Source organism: Microcoleus sp. AT9b-C3 (assembly GCF_036705485.1).
In the GTDB taxonomy this organism is placed as follows: Bacteria; Cyanobacteriota; Cyanobacteriia; order Cyanobacteriales; family Microcoleaceae; genus Microcoleus.
Window position 1 is genome coordinate 175,370 of record NZ_JAUBUR010000009.1, and the last position, 19,623, is coordinate 194,992.

A 19,623-nucleotide genomic window follows, 5' to 3' on the forward strand; every position below is an offset into this window, starting at 1 on the left:
CAACTGATTACTTGAGCTTTTCAATCTCAAATTGTGCATCTTTGTAACCCCCAGTAAGTCCTTGATCGAGAAACATTTTGCCGGCTTTTTCTAAATCGCTAATTGCTCCTGCTTTGTCTCCCAAGGAGCGACGAACCATGCCTCTACCGTAGTAAGCACCAGCATAATTCGGATTGATCCGAATAGCTTGCACGTAATCTGCGATCGCACTATTGTAATTCTTTAACTCCTGATAAATCTTAGCCCGATTGGCGTAAGCTTCAGCATTGTTGGGATTGAACCCGATTGCTGCTGTAAAATCGGCGATCGCCCCCTGGGCGTCACCCCCTGCGCTGCGAGCTAAAGCACGATTGTTAAAAGCATTATAATCATTCGGATTCACTTTCAGCGCTTGAGTGCAATCAGCAATTGCTTTCGGATAATCCTTCAAGTTTAAATAAGCAATGCAGCGATTGTTGTAAGGAACCCCATCCTCCTCGGTTAGCGAAATTGCCTGAGTGCAATCGTCAATTGCCGCTTGATGCGCTCCCAAATTCAACTGCGTGCTGCAACGATTAGCGTAAGCATCTGCACTCTTGGGATCGATCGCAATTACCTGAGAATAATCCGCCAAAGCTCCCTGATAATCTCCTAAATGAAAGCGAGCTCTCCCCCGACTGTAAAAAGCATCAACATTCTTAGCATCAAGTTTAATTGCCTCAGTATAATCTCCAATCCCCCCCTGCAAATCGCCGCTCCCAGCACGAGCCAGCCCCCGCGAATGATAAGCTTTAACAAGGTTTGGCTGCAACCGAATTACTTCGGTAAAATCCTCAATAGCAGCCTTGTAATCTTGCAGTTCTAAATAAGCAACTCCTCTTTCATAATATGTATCAGCATCGTTTGGCTGGAGATTCAAAGCTTGAGTGTAATCCTCAATCGCCCCGCGCTTGTCGTTAAAATCGTGACGGGCTAGGCCACGGTTAAAATAAGCCTGAACATATTTAGGATTGAGAGCGATCGCCTGAGAATAATCCGCCATTGCTTCTTGATACTTTTGTAAATCATAATTAGCATTACCGCGCTGATAAAAACTCTCAGCATTTTTAGGATTCAATTGAATTGACTTATTAAAAGCCTGCAAAGCTGCCTCCGCATCTTGATTGCGAGACTTTTCTACTCCCTGTTCGTAATATTCTTTAGCTTTAATCGGATTCGGGCTGCTCCTATAACTAAACAGAAATATCAGAACTATTGCCGCCCCGACGCCTGCCAAAATCAGCAACCAAAACCGACTTCCCAAACGTGAATAAAAACGCTCAGAAGACAATAAGCTGGGAGCCATACTTTTCTTGTTAGCCGTATTCACAGGCTCTTGGCGGTGTCTCAACTTGCTGAGAGCTACCAAAACTTCCTCTGCAGATTGATAGCGCTTGGCAAATTGGTGACAGACCATTTTGTCAATTATATTTGCTAATCCCACAGAACATTGAGCTCGGTTTCGCCAAACAATTTCCCCCGTATGAGAAGGACTCGGATCTTGCAATTTTGGCAAATCTGTACCGGGTAAACCAGTGATAGCTTGGACTGCCATCATCCCGACTGCATAGAGGTCACTGCTAAATTGCGGGTTGCCTTGAAATTGTTCGATCGGCATATAAGCCGGAGTTCCAGTAGCAATGGTGCGCGGAAATTCTGTATCGTACTCGCTGACGTGACTCGCAACTTCTTTTACCGAACCGAAGTCAATTAAAACTAATTTGCCGTCTGGTTTGCGGCGGATTAAGTTGGAGGGATTAACATCGCGGTGAATCACTCCCTGAGAGTGTACGAAGGCGAGAACTTGTAACACTTCTTGCAACAGATCCAGCACTCGTTCTTCTCGCCAAGGTTGACCGGCTACAATTTCCCTATTTAGGGCGTGTCCGGGGACAAACTCTTCTACGAGGTAGAATTGATTGGCTTCTTCAAAATAAGCTAGTAAAAATGGAATTTGATCGTGTTTTCCCAGCTTTTCTAATATTTCTGCTTCTTGTTTAAATAAGCGATAAGCTGTTTTGAGAACGGTGGAAGTGTTGCTGGGAGGGCGCAGTTGTTTGACTACACATTGAGGGTGGCCCGGTCGGCGAGTATCGACAGCTAAATAAGTTTGTCCAAAAGCTCCTGAACTGAGAATTTGCACTACGCGATAACGCCTGTCTAAAAGTTGACCAACCATGTTCATATCTATAAGTGAGAATTGGTAACGGGGAGGTGGTAATTTGGAATTGGTAACGGGGAGTTGGTAACGAGAAGTTGGTAAGTGGGAATTGGTAATTGGGTCTTCTTGTTTCTTCCTTCTTCCTTCTTCCTTCTCCCTTTTTTCTTCTTTTTTTAACATCTGAATGGTGACTAATATTTTATTTAGGGTCGTTGATTTGTGATTGTGCGTTTTGGAAACCATCGGCTCTTCCTTGTTCTAGAAAGAGGGTTGCAGCTTTCTGAAAATCCTCGATCGCCCCGGTACGGTCTTTGAGTTGGCGGCGGACGAGGCCTCGGCTGTAAAAAGCGCTAGCATTGTTGGGGTTGAGCCGCAGCGAGTGAGCGAAATCCTCAACCGCTAAGGGATAATTTTTTAGTTCTGAGTAAATAGTACCGCGATTGCTGTAAGCTACTGCATCGCTAGGATTGAGTCGAATTGCTTGAGTAAAATCTTCTAAAGCTCCCTGCTTGTCTCCCGAAGCCGATCGAGCTAATCCTCGATTGCTGTATGCTTTGGGATTGTTGCCGTTGAGTCCGATCGTCAAACTGCAATCTTCGCTGGCCTTTTGAAATTGTTTTAAATTCAGATAAGCAATGCAGCGGTTGTTGTAAGCTGCTTCATCTTTTGGAGCGAGGCGAATTCCTTCGGTGCAATCTGCAATCGCTTTGTCGTAGGTGGCCAAATTCAAGTAAGCGCTGCACCGATTGGTATAAGCATCAGCGAGATCTGGTTGCAATTCGATCGCCTTAGTATAATCTTCCATCGCTCCTTGATAATCTGCCAGATTAAACCTCGCTCGACCGCGACTGTAGTATACGCCAGCTTGTTTGGGGCTAATTTGAAGAGCTTGAGTAAAATCTGCCATTGCTCCTGTTTTGTCCCCTGCAGCCGATCGAGCTAAACCCCGATTGCTGTATGCTGTAGCATCGTTGGGACTGAGCCGAATTGCTTGAGTGTAGTCTTCAATTGCCTGGGGGTAGTCGCCCAAATCGTAGTAGGCTAAACCCCGCTGAGAGTATGCCTCACCGTCGCTGGGATTGAGTCGCACTACTTGGGTGAAATCTTCCACTGCCCCCCGCTTGTCCCCGATGTCGAGGCGGGCCATACCTCGATTGTAGAGAGCTTTGGTGTGGTTAGGATTGACTTTAATTGCTTGCGTGTAATCCTGTATTGCTTGCTCGGTTGCGCCCATGTCGTAGCGAGCGTTTGCCCGCTTGTAGTAAGTTTCCGCGTCGCTGGCATTCAGGGCGATCGCTTGAGTATAATCGGCGATCGCGCCTGTTGTGTCACCTTGCTGCGCCTTGGTAACGCCACGGGCTAACAATTCTTTTGCTCTCGCGGGACTTTGACTCTGCCAAAAGTAAATTATCAGTGCCGTGAGGATTAAAGCTGCCGCTGTTGCAACCAAAAGCAGCAGTTTGGTTTGGCTTTGTCTTCGCGGTTGACTCATAGCGTGCGTGATGATAGTGGCTGGCGGCGGCTCAACCTCCAATTTTACGGCGATTTGTTGGAGGTCTGCTAAAACTTCCGCTGCCTCCTGATAACGTTCCTTGCAGTCAGGGCGCACCATTCGATCGATAATATCTGCTAGGGCCGGTGAACAAGTTGCCCGGTTTCGCCAGGGAATTTCGTTTTTGTTGTTTTTTAAGGCACTCAGTTCGTTGGGTGAGAGTCCCGTCACGGCAAGCTGGGCGATCGTACCTAGAGCGTAAATGTCGCTATTGTACCGGGGGTTGCCCATTGATTGCTCGATCGGCACGTATAACTCCTGGGCCGCCAAATCCTGCTTTTTTGCCTCATGCCGTTTAACAGAATTCGGGGAAGTTTGCGACAACAAATGACAGTTAGCAAGTTCCGGGTTAATTTCTTTGTCTAAGCTAAAGTCTACCAATACAAATTTGCCGTCTGACTCGCGCCGGATCGCTCTGTCTGGTTGAATTCTGCGGTGAATGAAACCTTTCTCGTGTATGAACACCAAAATTTCTAATATTTCTGATAGCAGACCAATTACTTGGTCTTCATCCCAAGGTTGACCGGGTATTAGTTCTTGACTTAAGGGTAATCCGGCAATAAATTCTTCAATTAAGTATAAACTTTGATTTTCCTCAAAATACGCCAATAATTCGGGAATTTTGTCGTGTTTACCCAATTTTTCAATTATTTCTGCGTTTCTTTGAAATATAACTTTGACTAATTCTGGAGTTTGCGAACTTGTGCCGGGTAGCCGCATTTCTCTAACCGTGCATTGCGGATACCCGGGACGGTGAGTATCTGCTGCTAGATAAGTTTTTCCCACCTCACTTGAGTCTGTGACTTTAATGATGCGGTAACGTCTGTCTAGAAGTTGACCAATCATGATTTGCCCTCTACCCTGTCAATGTTCCATTATCGCATGAAATCAGAATAGCCAAAATATTTGGCTGAGTAATTTAAGTTCGATCGAGCCGTGACTCCCACCCAAAAACGGATAGTTGCTTTCCCACAGGAGTCGTTAGCCTCCCCAAATTTTAGACCAGAGTTGAATATCCCCGATTCATCTGTGGAGTCAATCTAAAATCTCAAATAGACTGACTGAGCAAACGGGTGATGGGAATGGCGAGCCAAGTCCAGCGCTGTAGCCACGCTCTTCTAATATCTTAGAAAAAAAATGCTGAAATTGTTTATCCTCTCAATGAAAACTGTATAATTTAACAACCGGGGCAGAGGTGGCTCAAATGAACATACAACTGGTTGAATCCCTAATTCAAGTTATCCTGTGTCTCGAAGCCTGCGAGCAATTAGCGATCGCAGGAAAAAGATTAAAAAATCTCCCTTGCGTTTTGACTCAGAAACTCGTGCAGCTTACCCAAAAGGGCGGAAATTTAATTTTTTTGAATGACGCACCAGAATTTTATATCCTCGAATACCGAGAAGCAATTGCCTGATATTCAAAAACAGGAGATTGAGAGAACTTTTAAAGGTGTGAACAATAAAAATGTCTGAATCATTAACAAAAGGAGGAACGATCGCAGCGATCGCCACTGCCATAGTTCCCCAACAAGGCAGCGTCGGCATTGTGCGAGTTTCCGGTTCCGCAGCCTTAAAAATTGCCGAAACTCTGTTTCACGCCCCAGGACGGCAAATTTGGGAGTCTCACCGCATTCTTTACGGCCACATCCGCCGCCCTCAAACTCAAGAATTAGTCGATGAAGCTTTGCTGCTAATCATGAAAGCACCGCGTTCTTTTACTCGCGAAGATGTGGTGGAATTTCACTGTCACGGCGGTATTATGGCCGTGCAGCAAGTCTTGCAGTTGTGTTTGGAAAATGGGGCGAGATTGGCGCAGCCGGGAGAGTTTTCGCTGCGGGCTTTTTTGAACGGGAGGCTGGATTTAACTCAAGCTGAAAGTATTGCAGATTTGGTGGGAGCAAAATCGCCCGCTGCTGCACAAAGTGCTTTGGCTGGTTTGCAGGGAAAATTAGCGCAGCCAATTCGCCAATTGAGAACTACTTGTTTGGACGTGCTGGCAGAAATTGAGGCGAGAATTGATTTTGAGGAAGATTTGCCGCCTTTAGATGAAGCTAAAACTTCTTTGGAAATAAATCATGTTTTGGAGGAATTGTCAACAATTTTGGCAACCGCAGATCGTGGAGAATTGTTGAGAACTGGTTTGAAAGTAGCGATTGTTGGACGACCGAATGTGGGAAAATCGAGTTTGTTGAATGCGTGGAGTAAGAGCGATCGCGCGATCGTCACGGATTTGCCAGGTACGACGCGGGATGTGGTAGAGTCGCAGCTAGTTGTGGGCGGCATTCCGGTGCAGGTGCTCGATACTGCGGGAATTCGAGAAACAGAAGACAAGGTAGAAAAAATTGGTGTTGAGCGATCGCGCGCAGCAGCAAAACAAGCCGATTTAGTGTTGTTGACAATTGATGCGGAATCTGGTTGGACAGAGGAAGATTCGGAAATTTACGAACAAGTAAAGCACCGCCAGCTAATTATAATTATCAACAAAATCGACCTAGTAAAAACAATCCCCGAACTACCTTTACCCCCTGAAGTTCACCCCATAGTTACCGCAGCAGCCGCCCTGGATCGAGGCATAGAAGACTTAGAAACAGCAATTTTAGATGCCGTCAGGGGCGGAAATTTACAAGCAGAAAACTCAGATTTAGCAATTAACCAGCGGCAAGCAGCAGCCTTAACCAAAGCTAAAATTTCTCTAGAACAATGCACGGATACTATTAGCAACAAATTGCCTTTAGATTTCTGGACAATAGATTTGCGCGGGGCAATTCAAGCATTGGGGGAAGTTACGGGCGAAGAAGTGACAGAATCAGTGCTCGACAGAATATTTAGCAGGTTTTGCATTGGTAAATAGTCATAGGAAAAGAGTAAATTAAATAGGTAAGCTGTCTCGCATTTAAGTTGTATTTTTAGGGCGGGCGGGACGCCCACCCCACAAGAATTTCACTCTGTGTGGAACAGGCATCTTGCCTGTTCTTTAGAATGGTGTAAGATGTTAATTTCATCAAACTTGACTTTAAAATTTAGATGCGCCTGGGCTGAGTGAAGCCATACTACTGACAAATAACAACTAACTTATTGTCACGATCGAGGTCTTCCCAGACTTGTAATATAAAGCACAGCTTCACCCGCAGGAATACCTAGAACGTCATTGACGCGATCGTCAAAAAAGCCCGCGATACCGCTGACACCCAAACGCAGTTGCATAGCTGCTAAATTCAACCGCTGGCCCAAATGACCCGCGTCCATGTGCAAATAGCGGTAAACTCGATCGCCATATTTTGCTACAGCCCTGTTCAAATCCGCCGTGTGAAATAACAGCGCCCCCGCATCTCTGCCCAAGTCTTGCCCCAAGCACAAAAAATGCAACTCCCTGCGGAAATTTTTAAACCGAATTTGCCGCAATTCTTGAGCTTTCGGAGCGTAATAGTAACACCCTTCTTCTAACCCATTCACTCCCGAAACAGCAATAAAAGTCTCGATCAAACTTAGATCGAAATAGTCGGGAGAACCGTCTAACCCTTGGTCGATATAGTGCTGGGGCTGGTAAGTAAAATCGAGCATAGCTAGCAGTTCGCCCAAGCTCAAAGAAGCACCTGTATAAGCACGGGTAGAACGTCTTTTGAGCATAGTATTTTCTAAACTTTCCAGGTTCACTCCCCAAGGAATCGAAGGAGTGACCGTCGAAACTTTAGTACAAAATGGAAAGTTATATTTATCCTCTAATTCCCCTTCACTTTCCTCAAGTTTCCAGCCGTCTGCTCCGGTAGGGTCTGAGTCTAAATGCGTGGCTTTGTGGAGGTATTTTAACAGTTGACCGTCGGAAATTTTAGGGTAATCTGTGGTGGTGTTTCCGGGCAAAGCTGTTTTAAATTTAGGCAAGTTTTGGTCAATATCTAGCAAGTCGGCTAAAGCAACTACACAAATAGCTCCTTCTTGCTCCGAGTCAATGTACAGTAATTCATTGACAGCTTCATCGGCGAATCCTCCAATCAGGTGAGGTCGGTAATCGTTGACGGCGCAAGCTAACTCGATATTGCTCAATAAATGACCGGTGTCTAGAAAAATTCGCCTATAAGCTCGGTCTTCGTAACGCCAAGAAGAACGGAAAAAAACAGTGGTAATGGCGATCGCCAATTGGGTATTTTCTAGCGCTGGCGACTGGAAACAAGCTGCTTGCAATGATGGCCAAACTTGACTGTCCCAAAAATGAACAAGTGAATGAGTTCTGCACTGATAGTTGTAGAGTCCGGCCGGCAACTGGGCAGTGCCGCGGGAGATTAAATAAACCTCTGCTGGGTAGAGTCCACCCGCCGACGGTGCAGATCGCAAATACAGATAGCTGTCGTCTACCGTCTGCACTTTCGCCGTCAACCCGTAGCTGCACAGCAACAAGCTAGATAACCGATGCCACCAAGCGGCATCGGACTCGGCATCGGCATCCTCCGAGGGGTCTTTTAGATAAGGCTTGAGGTCAAAATACGCTCCAATTTTATATTCTTTGAAAGGCACAGGTTGCTCTGTCCAATCTAGCTGTTTACTTTTAGCAGCAATGGTTTCAGGGTCGTATTTTGTCCGTTCGTGGTAGTGCTGAGCAATGGAGAGAGGATGTTCTGGCATATTTCAGTAGAGGATTCGCTTTGGTTTCTAGATCGATCTTGACATTACTAACCGTTTACTGGTCGAGCAAGGCAGAAATTTACAAATATAAAAAAAATCTTAGAAAAAATGCGACTGTTGTTACACAAGCTTAACATAATAAGAGACATAAGTATAAATACGCAGAATAATAACCATTAATTACTGTTATGGATTGGCTGCAGTAGCTGTCGTCATGAGGAATGAAAATGCAAAAGCTAAGCGCTGAGGAATTGCTTGCTCAGTATGCTGAGGGCCAGCGAAACTTTAACGCCGTTGATTTAAGTGAACATAACTTGTTTCAAGCAGATTTAACAGAAATAAACCTTTCTGGTAGCGTTCTGAGGCGAGCTTATTTGCCCTACGGAAATTTGACTCAAGCCAATCTTTATAAAACTGATTTGGAAGATGCTGAATTGGGCGACATTCAACTTTATCAAGCTAACTTGTCGGAAGCAACTTTATCAAGAGCAAACTTATCAAGAGCAAATTTGCGTCACGCCAATTTGCAAGGTGCTAATTTGCAGAAAGCCAATTTGCAAGGTGCGGATTTGTACAATGCAGATTTGACGAATGCCGATTTGAGATATGCGGACTTGAGCCGAGCTAATTTGGAGAAAGCAAAGTTAAGCAAAGCTCAATTAGCGGGCTGCAACTTATTTCGATCGCGCTTGGTTGATTTGTCGGAAGCGGAGTGCGATCGCACGACTATCGGGCCCGAAGGGTATTGATGATTTGCATTGGCTAGTCTGGGGCGTAGGGCGATCGGCTTAATTAGTCGTGAAGCGTAGCTATCCCGTAGGGAATCGCCCTTTTTTAAATTTCTTAACATTTCTAGACACTGCGGAAAATGTGAGTTACAGTCGTAGAGAACTTATCGATTCGCAAAATAGACAATAAATAACACATTTTTCCAGCGGAAAACAGGCTATAATTTATGAATTCTCCTGACAACAAATCCCGAGAACTCCGGCGCAAAGAACAAGAACTGCGGAAGCGAGAACAAGAACTTCGGCTCCGCGAACTAGAAGCCGAAATCGACCGCTCAGTGCCCGAACATCTAACAAGCAAGTACCAAGAACCAGACAGCCAAGCTAAGGGCAAACTCAAACAGTGGCGCCGAAAAATTATAGCAGCAGCTCAATTTACAGGCATTGTCATTGCTGTTGTTGTTGCAGTTCGCATAGCATCTTGGCTGGCAGCCGCCCTGATAGTGGGAGGGATTGCTTTTATTGCTTACAAAATGTTTATTGAAGAAGACAGAAGTTGAAAAGCCCAACCCAGAAAATATCAGGAAATACCCATGAACCTTAAAGTAGAAACTAGCAACTTTCTCAACGATTTAGAGCGAGTAGCCGCCGTCCGCCGAGAAATTGCCGCTCGCCTCAGCAACATCGCGACAGCCATCAACCAATCAGAATTAGCAGCAGGAGAAGCATCGGGAAAACTAGGTTTAGAAACAGATAACGCTGACATCAATGTCGCCAGTAAAAACTTGCGCCAAGGAGTTTTTCGGCTGCTAGTGCTAGGCGACATGAAACGCGGAAAAAGCACTTTTCTTAATGCGTTAATTGGCGAAAACTTACTACCCAGCGATGTAAATCCCTGTACAGCTTTGCTGACAATTTTGCGCTATGGATCAGAAAAAAAAGTCACCGTTTATTTCAATGACGGCAAAAGCCCAAAACAGCTAGATTTTAAAAGTTTTAAACAGAACTACACAATTGACCCCGCTGAGGCAAAACGCTTAGAAGAAGAAAACAAACCAGCATTTCCCGATATCGATTGTGCCGTAGTAGAATATCCCTTACCTTTGCTGGAAAAAGGCATAGAAATAGTAGACAGTCCCGGACTCAACGATACAGAAGCCCGCAACGAATTATCTCTCGGTTATATCAACAACTGCCACGCTATTTTGTTTGTACTCAGGGCAACTCAGCCTTGCACAATGGGTGAAAGACGCTATCTAGAAAATTACATCAAAAATCGCGGATTGAGCATTTTCTTTCTGATTAATGCTTGGGATCAAGTGCGAGAAAGTTTGATTGACCCGGACGATCCTGAAGAATTGGCAGAAGCAGAAGGGAAACTGCGGCGCGTTTTCCAAGTTAATTTGGCTGAATATTGTTTAACCGAAGGACATGATATTTACGACGAGCGAGTGTTTCCAATTACCTCACTTAAGGCGCTCAGGTTGCGGATGAAAAACCAGGATGCGGATTTGGCAGGAACTGGTTTTCCCGAGTTTATGGCGGCACTGAATACGTTTTTGACGCAGGAAAGGGCGATTTCAGAATTGCGTCCGGCGAGGACTTTGGCGCGTCAAATTTCTGCTCGCGTCCGCGAAGCTGTTGGGCGCAGATTACCATTACTCGATCGCGATGTCAATGAGTTGAAGGAAAAAATTAATTCAGTTGAGCCAGAGTTTAAAAAGCTAACTCAGATTCGCGATGAGTTTCAACAAGAAATTAGCCGAGTTAGAGATAGTAAATCGCGGGCGATCGCAGATTCTTTCCGCACCTACGTTCTCAACTTAGAAAATACCTTTGAAACAGACTTTTTGCGGTATCAACCGGATCTGAAATTTCTGGATTTCTTCAGTCAAGGCAAGCGAGAAGCCTTTGAAGCATCGCTCAGACAAGCATTCCAGCAATATATCAACGACAAACTAGCAGCTTGGACTCTCACCGCAGAACAAGAGATGAATTCAGCATTTTCGCAGTTGTCGCAAAGTGCGGCAAATTACGGAGCATCTTACACAAAAGTAACTGAAAAAATCACCGAAAAACTGACTGGACAAAAAATACCTGCAACAGTCAGCACCTCGAACGAAGATAACTCGCCAGCTTGGGCAAAATGGGCGATGGGATTGTTTTCGTTAACGACAGGAAACCTGGCAGGCGTAGCAATGGCAGGAGCGGGGTTTGACTGGAAAAATATTCTGCTCAATTTAATTACTGTGTTGAGCGTCAGTACAATTTTTGCGAGTTTTACGGGGGTTGTTTTGGGCCCGCTATATTTAGCTTTGTTGGGGATTGGTGTTGGCGTTTTGCAAGCAGACGGATCTAACAAACAGTTGGTGAAAGCGGCGAAAAAAGAGTTGGTGAAGTATCTACCCCAGGTCGCTCAAGAGCAGTGGCAGCCGATTCACGATGCTGTGAAAGAGTGTTTTGATGTTTACGGGCGGGAAGTGGGCGATCGCATGAATGCTGATATTAATTCTCGGAAATCTGAGTTAGATAATTTGCTGGAACAAAAGCAATCTCGCGAGATTAATTGTCAGGCTGAATCGCAGCGGTTGAAAAAATTGGATGCTGATATTTCTGCCGAGTCGCAGAGTATTGAATCGCTATATCAAGCTTTCCTAGCATCCGCTTGAAATAAAACAACAATATGCAACAACCCGAAATTTATCAAAACCTGACCGACTATCTCAAATCAGCACTGGGTATTCTTGAACTCGACAAAAACTCCCAACTTTATCTAGATACAACCTCAATCTGCGACTATCTTGCCAAACCAACTTTTCAAATTGCTGTCTTTGGCCCGTTTAATTACGGCAAGTCAACTTTGCTGAATGCTTTACTGGGAAATCGTGCTTTGCCGATCGACCTTGTTCCCACTACAGGTGCTGCCATTTATGTCAACTACGGCGAGGAATTGCGCGCAAAAATTACCCTGAAAGACGGCACGGAAGTTAGCGAAGCGGGGACTGATGTTTTGAAACGGTACGCCATCCTTGACGACGCGAGACAAATGCGGGATGATGTGGCGGCCGTTAATGTTTACTGTCCCCATCCATTCCTGAAAACAGGTGTGGAATTGCTTGATTTACCGGGAACCAATGATCGAGAAGAACAGGATAATTTGGTTCGGGATAAATTGCTAACGGCTGATTTAGTGGTGCAGGTTTTAGATGCTCGCAAATTGATGACTTTAGGCGAACGAGAGAACTTGAGAGATTGGTTGAGCGATCGCAACATCAACACTGTCGTCTTTGTTGCCAATTTTCTCAATCTACTCGAACCAGACGACCAAAAACAAGTTTACAATCGCTTGTTGTTTGTTGCCGAAAGTTTTCGCTCGAACTTGCCGACCAATATCAGCAATATCTACCGCGTCGATGCTTTGCCGGCTTTGAGGGCGAGGCTGAAAGGAGATGTGGCAGCAGCCCAAACTACAGGAATTGCGACGTTTGAATCGGCTTTGCAAAGTATTGTGGCAGCTCAACAAGAACAACTAGCAGTTAAGTTGCCCAGAATTGAAGCTATAGCTACTAAAATTTGCCAATCTCTCCGAGCCAAAGCTGAAACTGTCACCGCAGAAATAGCTGCTGCTCAACAAAAGCACAAAGACAAAATTGAAATTAAACAAAAAGCTGAAAAATTGATATCAAAAGGTTTTCAAGCCAGCGTTTCCGACTTCGAGATTTGGCTTTACCAACCTACACTTTTGCAGCGGTATCAATCGGAAATGGCGCTGTCGCTTCAGGAAGGAAGTTTTGATGCGTGGAAGCTAAAATTTGAGCGAGAGGTCTTACATCAGCAGCAAACCATCGCAGAATGGATAAATAAAGCTTGCGAATTCTTTGATAAAGAACAGCCGATCGCCCTTTTGATTTCGTTTCCCCCATCCCCGCAAGTCAGTTTACCGGAACCGCCACCACCTCCCGCTCAAAAGTCGAACGAGGGCGAAGTGGCTCCAGTGGCGATCGCAACAGGCTTAGGTTGGCTGTTGGGCGGGCCTGTGGGAGCCGCCGTAGTCGGCGGTGCTAGCTATATTTTGAATAAAAGAACTGGGTATGAAAAGCCGCCTGAATCGTCAGAAGCTTATCTAAATCAAGTAAAGGAAATTTGCAGCGAGGCTGCTAAAAACTATCTCGCTCGCTTCAGCACTGATACTTTTTCCATGCTGCAACACTACAAGGAAATCGCCGGAAAAGTTATCTGTTTTCAAGACAGCAAAGAACCGCTACAGACAAATATTCAGCAATACCAGATACAGTTAATCAATAATTTGTTAGAAAATATCGAATCCTGCCTTCAAATGACCAAATCTGTAATTAACGGCAAATGATCCGAACCGACATTGCGGCCAGTACGAATCTTTAAAACACCAATTTCTTTGCTGACTAGAAAGTGATCGATTGGAATATAAGCCAGCGGCATAAAAGTCGGCCAAGTCGGTAAAATGCCAAAGCCCGATCGCGCATTTCGCAAATTTCCAGTTTTTACCATATTTTTGTAGAATGGCGACCACATTGTGGTATTTAAATCCCCAACCACAATCACGGGATTTTTTACTTGGGCTGCATACTCGCCGATAGCTGCTAGCTGTTTATTGCGATTGATAAAACTCTGCTGTTTGATCGGCACCGTCGGATGAGCAAGAATCAGAGAAATGATTTTACCTTGAAATTTAACATCCGCCGACAAGCTCTTTCTTTGATTTGAAAAGGCTTTTACCGAAGAATTTTCTAAAGGCAGCTTGCTGTATATTGCACTCCCAAATCTCTCAGATTCTTGCTGGGTAGAATAGTAAGGAAAAATCTCGCTTAAAACCGATAACTGTTTTGCCCAAGTTGAGTTGACTTCTACAAAAACCGCGATATCAGGTTGTTCTGCTTTAACCAGCGAGATCACCTCCGAATATCGCCGATTACTCCTTAAAACATTTGAATGCAAAATCCGCAAGTTGTGTGCGGGAGTCGCTCCTGCAACTGCTGGCGCTGGAAAATACCAAGGAACAATTTCCGCCAAATTAATAATAATGCAAAATGCGCTCACCAGCAACCATCTTTTGTTTGAGCGCACCAGAGCGAAGAATATAAAAGCAGAGAAACCAACCAGCAGATATTGTAGTTTAAAATGAGAAGTCAATTCAAAAAAAATGTTAAATTCTCCCAAATAACCGACTATTGACAATAGGGCATTTACAGTGGCTGCGATAATAAACCATTTTAAAATTACGTGCTTCAAGCTGAGGTTTTTGTTGGGCGTGCTGTGAATCACTGCCCACTTGAGCTTGATTTTAAGGTCGTTGGTAATCGGCAATTTATCAATTTCTGTTACCAATTGTTCTGGCTGTTCCAACACTCGCCGCTTTTGATAAAATCTCACCAGCAAGCTATCTACCACAAAATAACTAAAATAATTGGCAACAAATCCTACAAATACCAACACACCTAAACCGATCAGCATACCAAAGGAACCGCCGACTTTGACCAAACCCGACCAAACGGCTGCGTCACCTGTTTTTCCTGTAGCTAATATGGCGATAAATAGCATTAAAGTCGGCAATCCGACCGTGATTGTGTTTCTGATGATAGAGTCCATTATACAATTTTAGATTTTAGATTTTAGATTATGAATGAGTGATGCAGTTTGTATAGTCAGCATTATGGACTGGTTGACTTAATAACGGCTTGACAAAATAGAGAGACTCCTTAATGTTCATAAATTTCTAACGGTAAGTTGTCGGGATCTCGAAAAAATGTAAACCGTTTTTCTGTAATCTCGTCAAGGCGAATTTCTTCTACTTCTACTCGTTGAGATTTTAAGTAAGCAACTGATGCTTCTATGTCGTCAACTGCAAAAGCTAAATGTCTCAAACCGCAAGCTTCAGGATTGTTAATTCTTTCAGGAGGATGGGTAAATGAGAAAAGCTCGATGGTGTCGTTGTTTCCGACTCGCAAATCTAATTTGTAAGAATTCCTCTCGGTTCGGAAAGTTTCTTTGATAATGGAACATCCCAATACTTCTACATAAAATTTTTTTGAGGCTTCGTAATCCGAGCAAATAATCGCCACATGATGTATTGCTTTTATTTTCATCTGAAAAAAGTTAGTTAGTTGCGTTTTTCTGAGATGTTGCACAATTATCAATAAGCTTTTTAGGAACAGGCTTTCCGGCCTGTTCCACAAGAAAATTCACTCTTTGTGGAACAGGCCGGAAAGCCTGTTCTTGAGAATCGTGCAAGATGTGAGGTTTTTTCAAATGCACAGCACGCTATTAACCAATTATATTTGACGATCGCAGACTCGGCGAAAAACCCTGGGAAATTCAGCGCGTGAAGCGGAGCTATCCCGTTCGCGAAGCGTTCCCGAAGGGTAGGGAATCGCCCTTTATTTTCCCTCGCCCAAATCTTAATTGAAAAAATTTCTGCAAAAAAAGCACCCCACTTTGATAAAATCAGACTTTTGCAGTCAATCACCCAATTTGCATCTCAGGAGACAAGGATTATGGCCCGTATGTATTACGACACCGACGCGAACCTAGACCTCTTAGCCAACAAAACGATTGCTATCATCGGCTACGGTTCCCAAGGACACGCCCACGCGCTTAACCTCAAAGACAGTGGCATGAATGTCGTTGTCGGTTTGTATCCCGGTAGCAAATCTGCCGCCAAAGCAACCGACGCGGGTTTAACAGTGCACTCGGTAGACAAAGCAGCCGCCGCCGCTGACTTCATCATGATTTTATTGCCCGATGAAGTTCAAAAAACTATTTACAAAGAACAAATCGAACCGAACCTTTCAGAAGGAAATGTTTTAGCATTTGCTCACGGTTTTAACATTCACTTCGGCCAAGTTGTTCCCCCTGCCAATGTAGACGTAGTAATGGTTGCCCCCAAAGGCCCCGGACACTTGGTGCGACGGACTTACGAACAAGGGGAAGGCGTTCCGAGTTTGTTTGCAGTATATCAAGATGCTTCCGGTCAAGCGCGCGATCGGGCAATGGCCTATGCTAAAGGTATCGGCGGCACCAGAGCCGGCATCCTGGAAACAACTTTCCGCGAAGAAACAGAAACGGATCTTTTTGGCGAACAAGTAGTTTTGTGCGGCGGTTTGAGCGCCTTAATTAAAGCTGGATTTGAAACTTTAGTTGACGCCGGATACCAACCGGAATTAGCTTATTTTGAATGTTTGCACGAAGTTAAACTTATCGTTGACTTAGTAGTAGAAGGAGGCCTCGCCAAAATGCGCGACAGCATCTCCAATACCGCAGAATACGGCGATTTAACTCGCGGCCCCCGCATCGTTACGGATCAAACCCGCGCCGAAATGCGGAAAATTCTCAGCGAAATTCAATCCGGCCAATTTGCCCGCGAATTCGTTCTCGAAAACCAAGCCGGCAAACCAGGTTTTACCTCCATGCGCCGTCAGGAAGCAGAACATCCTATTGAAGAAGTTGGTAAAGATTTGCGAGCTATGTTTAGCTGGTTGAAAAAGCAGGCTTAATCAATTTTAGATTTTAGATTTTAGATTTTAGATGGGAGTACAAATCTAAAACAGTCTGGACGCAGAACCTAATTTATGTAGGGTGCGCACTGCGCACCTTACTAGATTTGAGATTTTAGATGGGAAAACCAATCTAAAACAGCCCGGGACGCAGAACCTAATTATGTAGGGTGCGCAATTTATGTAGGGTGCGCACTGCGCACCTTACTAGATTTGAGATTTTAGATGGGAAAACCAATCTAAAACAGTCCGGGACGCAGAACCTAATTATGTAGGGTGCGCAGTGCGCACCTTACCGGTTCGAGGAAAATCTCAAATCTCAAGTTTAATCGATTACAGATTAGAGATGGGATAAAAAATCTAAAATCTAAAATCCAAAATCTAAAATCGTACTGTTTGGTTGTGCTTCGCTTCACCCAACCTACAAGAAAATGGCTAGGTATTGTTAGAAAAACCGGGTTTCTCGCTGCTAGCTCAAAACTATCGACTGGGACTAGGACTTTTTTGCAATTTTTCAATATCCTGTTCCCTTTTCTCGTTGAAATCTCTCGGCCTCAACCAATCTGGCCACAACCCGACGAAGAACTTTCGGCTTGCCACGCTAGTATCTCTTACAGGTTTGGGCAGAAAAGCTAAAGTGTCACCGTAAAGGGTAAACAGCGCTATAAACAGCAGCAACAGCGGGATAAGATTTTTTTTAGGCATGGCAGTTTGGCAGTAGAGTTTGTGAAAGCGCTTTGTTATATTTTGCCCTTGGACGGACAAAATATATCAGAAACAGCTTAAGAAGAAAAAGACACCCCTGGGGGCTAAGGGGCGCCGCCTACACAAGGAAAAACTGCTAGTCGCAATATGATGTCCCCTCTAACTACCACTACAAACACCTTTATTATAGGTGTTGGAGCGGATATCCGATTATTAGCTAATGACTAATAGCCGTAAGGTGCGCACTGCGCACCCTACATACTTATGTTCGAGGTCGATAACTGTACAAGATACTATGGTTTCTTGGCGCTTACCTACTTAATGACTAATGACTAATGACTACTTATTTCCTTGAATAAAAGTTTGCACTACTGCATTAATTTCAGGGGAAATTTCTGTTACCAGCCGCACCGGGATTGCCGATGTAGAAGAAAAATGGGCGTATTCTGGTGTTAGAAAAACTGTATATTTGTCAGCTTCAGCAGTCAGTTGAGCGGCGGTAGCCAAACTTACAGCTTTAATATAATTGCGTATGCTAACAGCTTGGTCGCCGACGAGTTCATCGCCGGTAATTACTGTGCTAGGTCTGCGAACTTGGTTTAAAGTTGTACTCGGATCTTTGACGCTTAAATGGGTTCCTCCTACAAAACCGACTAGCCATTTAGGAGATGGAATTTTGGGGAATCCGGCAATTTGTTCTGCTAAGGCGGGAGTGGTTTTGTCGGCCGAAGATGCTACTATTAATGTGGGAATTTGAATGGCACTTAAACCAGTTTCTCCAAATAATAATGATGTGATCGGATTCATGGCGATCGCCCTTTTAATCCTCGCATCCCGCAATTGATAATGTTCTTCGGGCAATCCGGCAGCCGCGCACTGAATGCCTTCGCCTAAGCTGAACCCAATCAAATCCCCCTGACACCGCTGTTTGAGTCCGCTCAATTGCAGTTCGGCGCCGGCCAAGGACAAGGCTGTGGCGCCGCCAAAAGAATAGCCAATTATTACCGATGGGTCGATCGCGATTTTCCCCTGCAAATTATCATTAGTTTGGTTCAATTTTGTCAGTTCGTCGAGTACAAAACTGATGTCTTTGGGACGGTCTAAAAACTCTTGAGGGGCTAGCAAGGGACACTTCCCCGCCATCGCAGCATTGGTATTCGTCTCGTTGCTGCCCGGATGTTCTAAAGCTGCTACTACATAGCCGTGAGAAGCCAAATGCTCGGCTAAGTAGCGCAAATCCGTGCGGACGGAACCCAACCCGTGAGAAAAGACGATCGTCGGTTTGTCGGCTGTCGCAGCTTTCGACCAATACACATCAACTTGAATACGCCGATTGCGGACTCTATCGTTCAAACCTAGCGCCCGTACCTGCACGGAATTAGGGCCGGGCTGGGTTGGATCGAAAGGCAGCTTAAACGCGGGTTTAACCGGTGCTAACTGAGGTGCGATCGCCGCCATAAAGCGCTGAGTTTGCCAAAAACTTGCGTTCATATTTCCCAAAACTGTGAAAGCTCGATCGAGATCCACCACGACCCGCGAGCTCGGATAAGATTCAATGAAACTCAATACCGATAAGCCTTCCGGCGCGTTTGCTCCCAGCAGCAGAGCCGCTCGCAGCGCTTCCACACCCCCACCGTCGCGCCTGGGTATCACTGTAGTCAAATCGGTCAGGATGGCAGTGCCGATGGCCGTATTTAGCAAGTTGCTCAGGCCGACTACATTTAGGGGAATTTTCGCTTGCAGCGCCCGAAAAATTTTACTCCGCTGTTCGGAGGACAGGAGATTGGCGTAAGCTTGCAGTTTTGCCGGGACTTTTCCTGTTTCTGCGAGTTCGCGCAAATCCGCAACCGATATTGAAGATTCTAAAATACCTTTGCGGACAACAACCGTTTCTGCTGCTTTTACAGGGGATGTCACGTCGCTGAAAGGATTAATCGAAATCGAACCCAAAACACTCGCCACCGAAGAAAACCATCTGAAATTTGGTCTGATGCTCATTTTTACCTTATTGAACTACAGGAGATATATCACCATATTCTCAAAATTTTCCCCGATGCCGAGAATTTGTCTAGATCGATGTGCGATCGTCAAGACCTCTGGGCATATTTACTTGCCGATCGCACATTCCCTACCTAAGTGCACTTATTGTGCGGGTGCTAATGATGATGAGTTAAAGGATTTTTTAATAGGCCGCAAAAAAATACAAACTTCGCGAGTGAAAAGAGCGATATAGTGTATTTCCGAACCGCGCCAAGGTACGGAAAATTTGCTAGCAATTTCCTTGGATTAGGATTAAATATAGAACTTACACAAG

Annotated in this window: 13 protein-coding genes; 7 read left to right on the forward strand and 6 right to left on the reverse strand. The window is 44.9% G+C overall.

Annotated elements, in window-relative coordinates:
• Positions 1-7 precede the first annotated feature (7 nt).
• Together QUB77_RS11395 and QUB77_RS11400 are read right to left on the reverse strand one after the other, a co-directional pair.
• On the reverse strand, positions 8-2,422 hold the full coding sequence (locus QUB77_RS11395) for a tetratricopeptide repeat protein (RefSeq protein WP_333174027.1): 2,415 nt from the start codon (positions 2,420-2,422) through the stop codon (positions 8-10).
• Positions 2,379-4,577: a tetratricopeptide repeat protein gene (locus tag QUB77_RS11400; RefSeq protein ID WP_333174030.1), complete on the reverse strand. Its 2,199-nt coding sequence runs from the start codon at positions 4,575-4,577 to the stop codon at positions 2,379-2,381. The genes QUB77_RS11395 and QUB77_RS11400 overlap by 44 nt, the downstream gene beginning before the upstream one ends.
• A 358-nt stretch (positions 4,578-4,935) precedes the next feature.
• On the opposite strand from QUB77_RS11400, the gene QUB77_RS11405 reads away from it, so the two are divergent.
• Together QUB77_RS11405 and mnmE are read left to right on the forward strand one after the other, a co-directional pair.
• Positions 4,936-5,145, forward strand: coding sequence for a hypothetical protein (locus QUB77_RS11405; protein WP_333174032.1), 210 nt, complete (start codon positions 4,936-4,938; stop codon positions 5,143-5,145).
• Positions 5,146-5,195: 50 nt separating this feature from the next.
• Positions 5,196-6,581 carry a tRNA uridine-5-carboxymethylaminomethyl(34) synthesis GTPase MnmE gene (gene mnmE / locus QUB77_RS11410; protein ID WP_333174034.1) on the forward strand — a complete coding sequence of 462 codons (1,386 nt, stop codon included), beginning with the start codon at positions 5,196-5,198 and terminating at the stop codon, positions 6,579-6,581.
• A gap of 227 nt (positions 6,582-6,808) precedes the next feature.
• Here the strand turns inward: mnmE and QUB77_RS11415 are convergent, their stop codons facing one another.
• Entirely contained in the window at positions 6,809-8,347 is a 1,539-nt protein-coding gene (locus QUB77_RS11415) for a SagB/ThcOx family dehydrogenase (RefSeq protein ID WP_333174036.1), read from the reverse strand.
• 227 nt (positions 8,348-8,574) lie between these two features.
• Here QUB77_RS11415 and QUB77_RS11420 point away from each other — a divergent pair, with 227 nt between their 5' ends.
• From QUB77_RS11420 to QUB77_RS11435, 4 genes are all read left to right on the forward strand, one after another.
• Positions 8,575-9,096 (forward strand): pentapeptide repeat-containing protein, encoded by a 522-nt coding sequence (locus tag QUB77_RS11420; RefSeq protein ID WP_333174038.1) that lies wholly within the window; start codon positions 8,575-8,577, stop codon positions 9,094-9,096.
• A gap of 206 nt (positions 9,097-9,302) precedes the next feature.
• Entirely contained in the window at positions 9,303-9,635 is a 333-nt protein-coding gene (locus QUB77_RS11425; protein ID WP_333174040.1) for a hypothetical protein, read from the forward strand.
• Between the two features lie 33 nt (positions 9,636-9,668).
• Positions 9,669-11,744 carry a dynamin family protein gene (locus QUB77_RS11430; RefSeq protein WP_333174044.1) on the forward strand — a complete coding sequence of 692 codons (2,076 nt, stop codon included), beginning with the start codon at positions 9,669-9,671 and terminating at the stop codon, positions 11,742-11,744.
• 14 nt (positions 11,745-11,758) lie between these two features.
• Entirely contained in the window at positions 11,759-13,441 is a 1,683-nt protein-coding gene (locus QUB77_RS11435) for a dynamin family protein (protein WP_333174046.1), read from the forward strand.
• Here the strand turns inward: QUB77_RS11435 and QUB77_RS11440 are convergent.
• Together QUB77_RS11440 and gloA2 are read right to left on the reverse strand one after the other, a co-directional pair.
• Positions 13,408-14,700: an endonuclease/exonuclease/phosphatase family protein gene (locus tag QUB77_RS11440; protein WP_333174048.1), complete on the reverse strand. Its 1,293-nt coding sequence runs from the start codon at positions 14,698-14,700 to the stop codon at positions 13,408-13,410. The two genes, QUB77_RS11435 and QUB77_RS11440, sit on opposite strands and share 34 nt — an antisense overlap.
• 110 nt (positions 14,701-14,810) lie before the next feature.
• A complete protein-coding gene (gene gloA2, locus QUB77_RS11445) occupies positions 14,811-15,197 on the reverse strand; it encodes an SMU1112c/YaeR family gloxylase I-like metalloprotein (protein WP_333174050.1) in 387 nt (128 codons plus the stop codon).
• Positions 15,198-15,572: 375 nt separating this feature from the next.
• Here gloA2 and ilvC point away from each other — a divergent pair, with 375 nt between their 5' ends.
• The gene (ilvC, locus tag QUB77_RS11450; protein WP_333174093.1) at positions 15,573-16,604 is read left to right on the forward strand and encodes a ketol-acid reductoisomerase; all 1,032 of its coding nucleotides are present in this window, start codon (positions 15,573-15,575) and stop codon (positions 16,602-16,604) included.
• Between the two features lie 1,044 nt (positions 16,605-17,648).
• Here ilvC and QUB77_RS11455 read toward each other — a convergent pair.
• The gene (locus tag QUB77_RS11455) at positions 17,649-19,307 is read right to left on the reverse strand and encodes an alpha/beta hydrolase (RefSeq protein ID WP_333174053.1); all 1,659 of its coding nucleotides are present in this window, start codon (positions 19,305-19,307) and stop codon (positions 17,649-17,651) included.
• Between the last annotated feature and the right edge of the window lie 316 nt (positions 19,308-19,623).

Excerpts from the sequence above, each read along its gene's own strand:
- QUB77_RS11430 (WP_333174044.1), top strand. The coding sequence starts at position 9,669 with ATGAACCTTAAAGTAGAAACTAGCAACTTTCTCAACGATTTAGAGCGA.
- QUB77_RS11420 (WP_333174038.1), top strand. The coding sequence starts at position 8,575 with ATGCAAAAGCTAAGCGCTGAGGAATTGCTTGCTCAGTATGCTGAGGGC.
- QUB77_RS11405 (WP_333174032.1), top strand. The coding sequence starts at position 4,936 with ATGAACATACAACTGGTTGAATCCCTAATTCAAGTTATCCTGTGTCTC.
- QUB77_RS11425 (WP_333174040.1), top strand. The coding sequence starts at position 9,303 with ATGAATTCTCCTGACAACAAATCCCGAGAACTCCGGCGCAAAGAACAA.
- QUB77_RS11455 (WP_333174053.1), bottom strand. The coding sequence starts at position 19,307 with ATGAGCATCAGACCAAATTTCAGATGGTTTTCTTCGGTGGCGAGTGTT.
- QUB77_RS11395 (WP_333174027.1), bottom strand. The coding sequence starts at position 2,422 with ATGGTTTCCAAAACGCACAATCACAAATCAACGACCCTAAATAAAATA.
- mnmE (WP_333174034.1), top strand. The coding sequence starts at position 5,196 with ATGTCTGAATCATTAACAAAAGGAGGAACGATCGCAGCGATCGCCACT.
- QUB77_RS11440 (WP_333174048.1), bottom strand. The coding sequence starts at position 14,700 with ATGGACTCTATCATCAGAAACACAATCACGGTCGGATTGCCGACTTTA.
- QUB77_RS11435 (WP_333174046.1), top strand. The coding sequence starts at position 11,759 with ATGCAACAACCCGAAATTTATCAAAACCTGACCGACTATCTCAAATCA.
- gloA2 (WP_333174050.1), bottom strand. The coding sequence starts at position 15,197 with ATGAAAATAAAAGCAATACATCATGTGGCGATTATTTGCTCGGATTAC.
- QUB77_RS11400 (WP_333174030.1), bottom strand. The coding sequence starts at position 4,577 with ATGATTGGTCAACTTCTAGACAGACGTTACCGCATCATTAAAGTCACA.
- QUB77_RS11415 (WP_333174036.1), bottom strand. The coding sequence starts at position 8,347 with ATGCCAGAACATCCTCTCTCCATTGCTCAGCACTACCACGAACGGACA.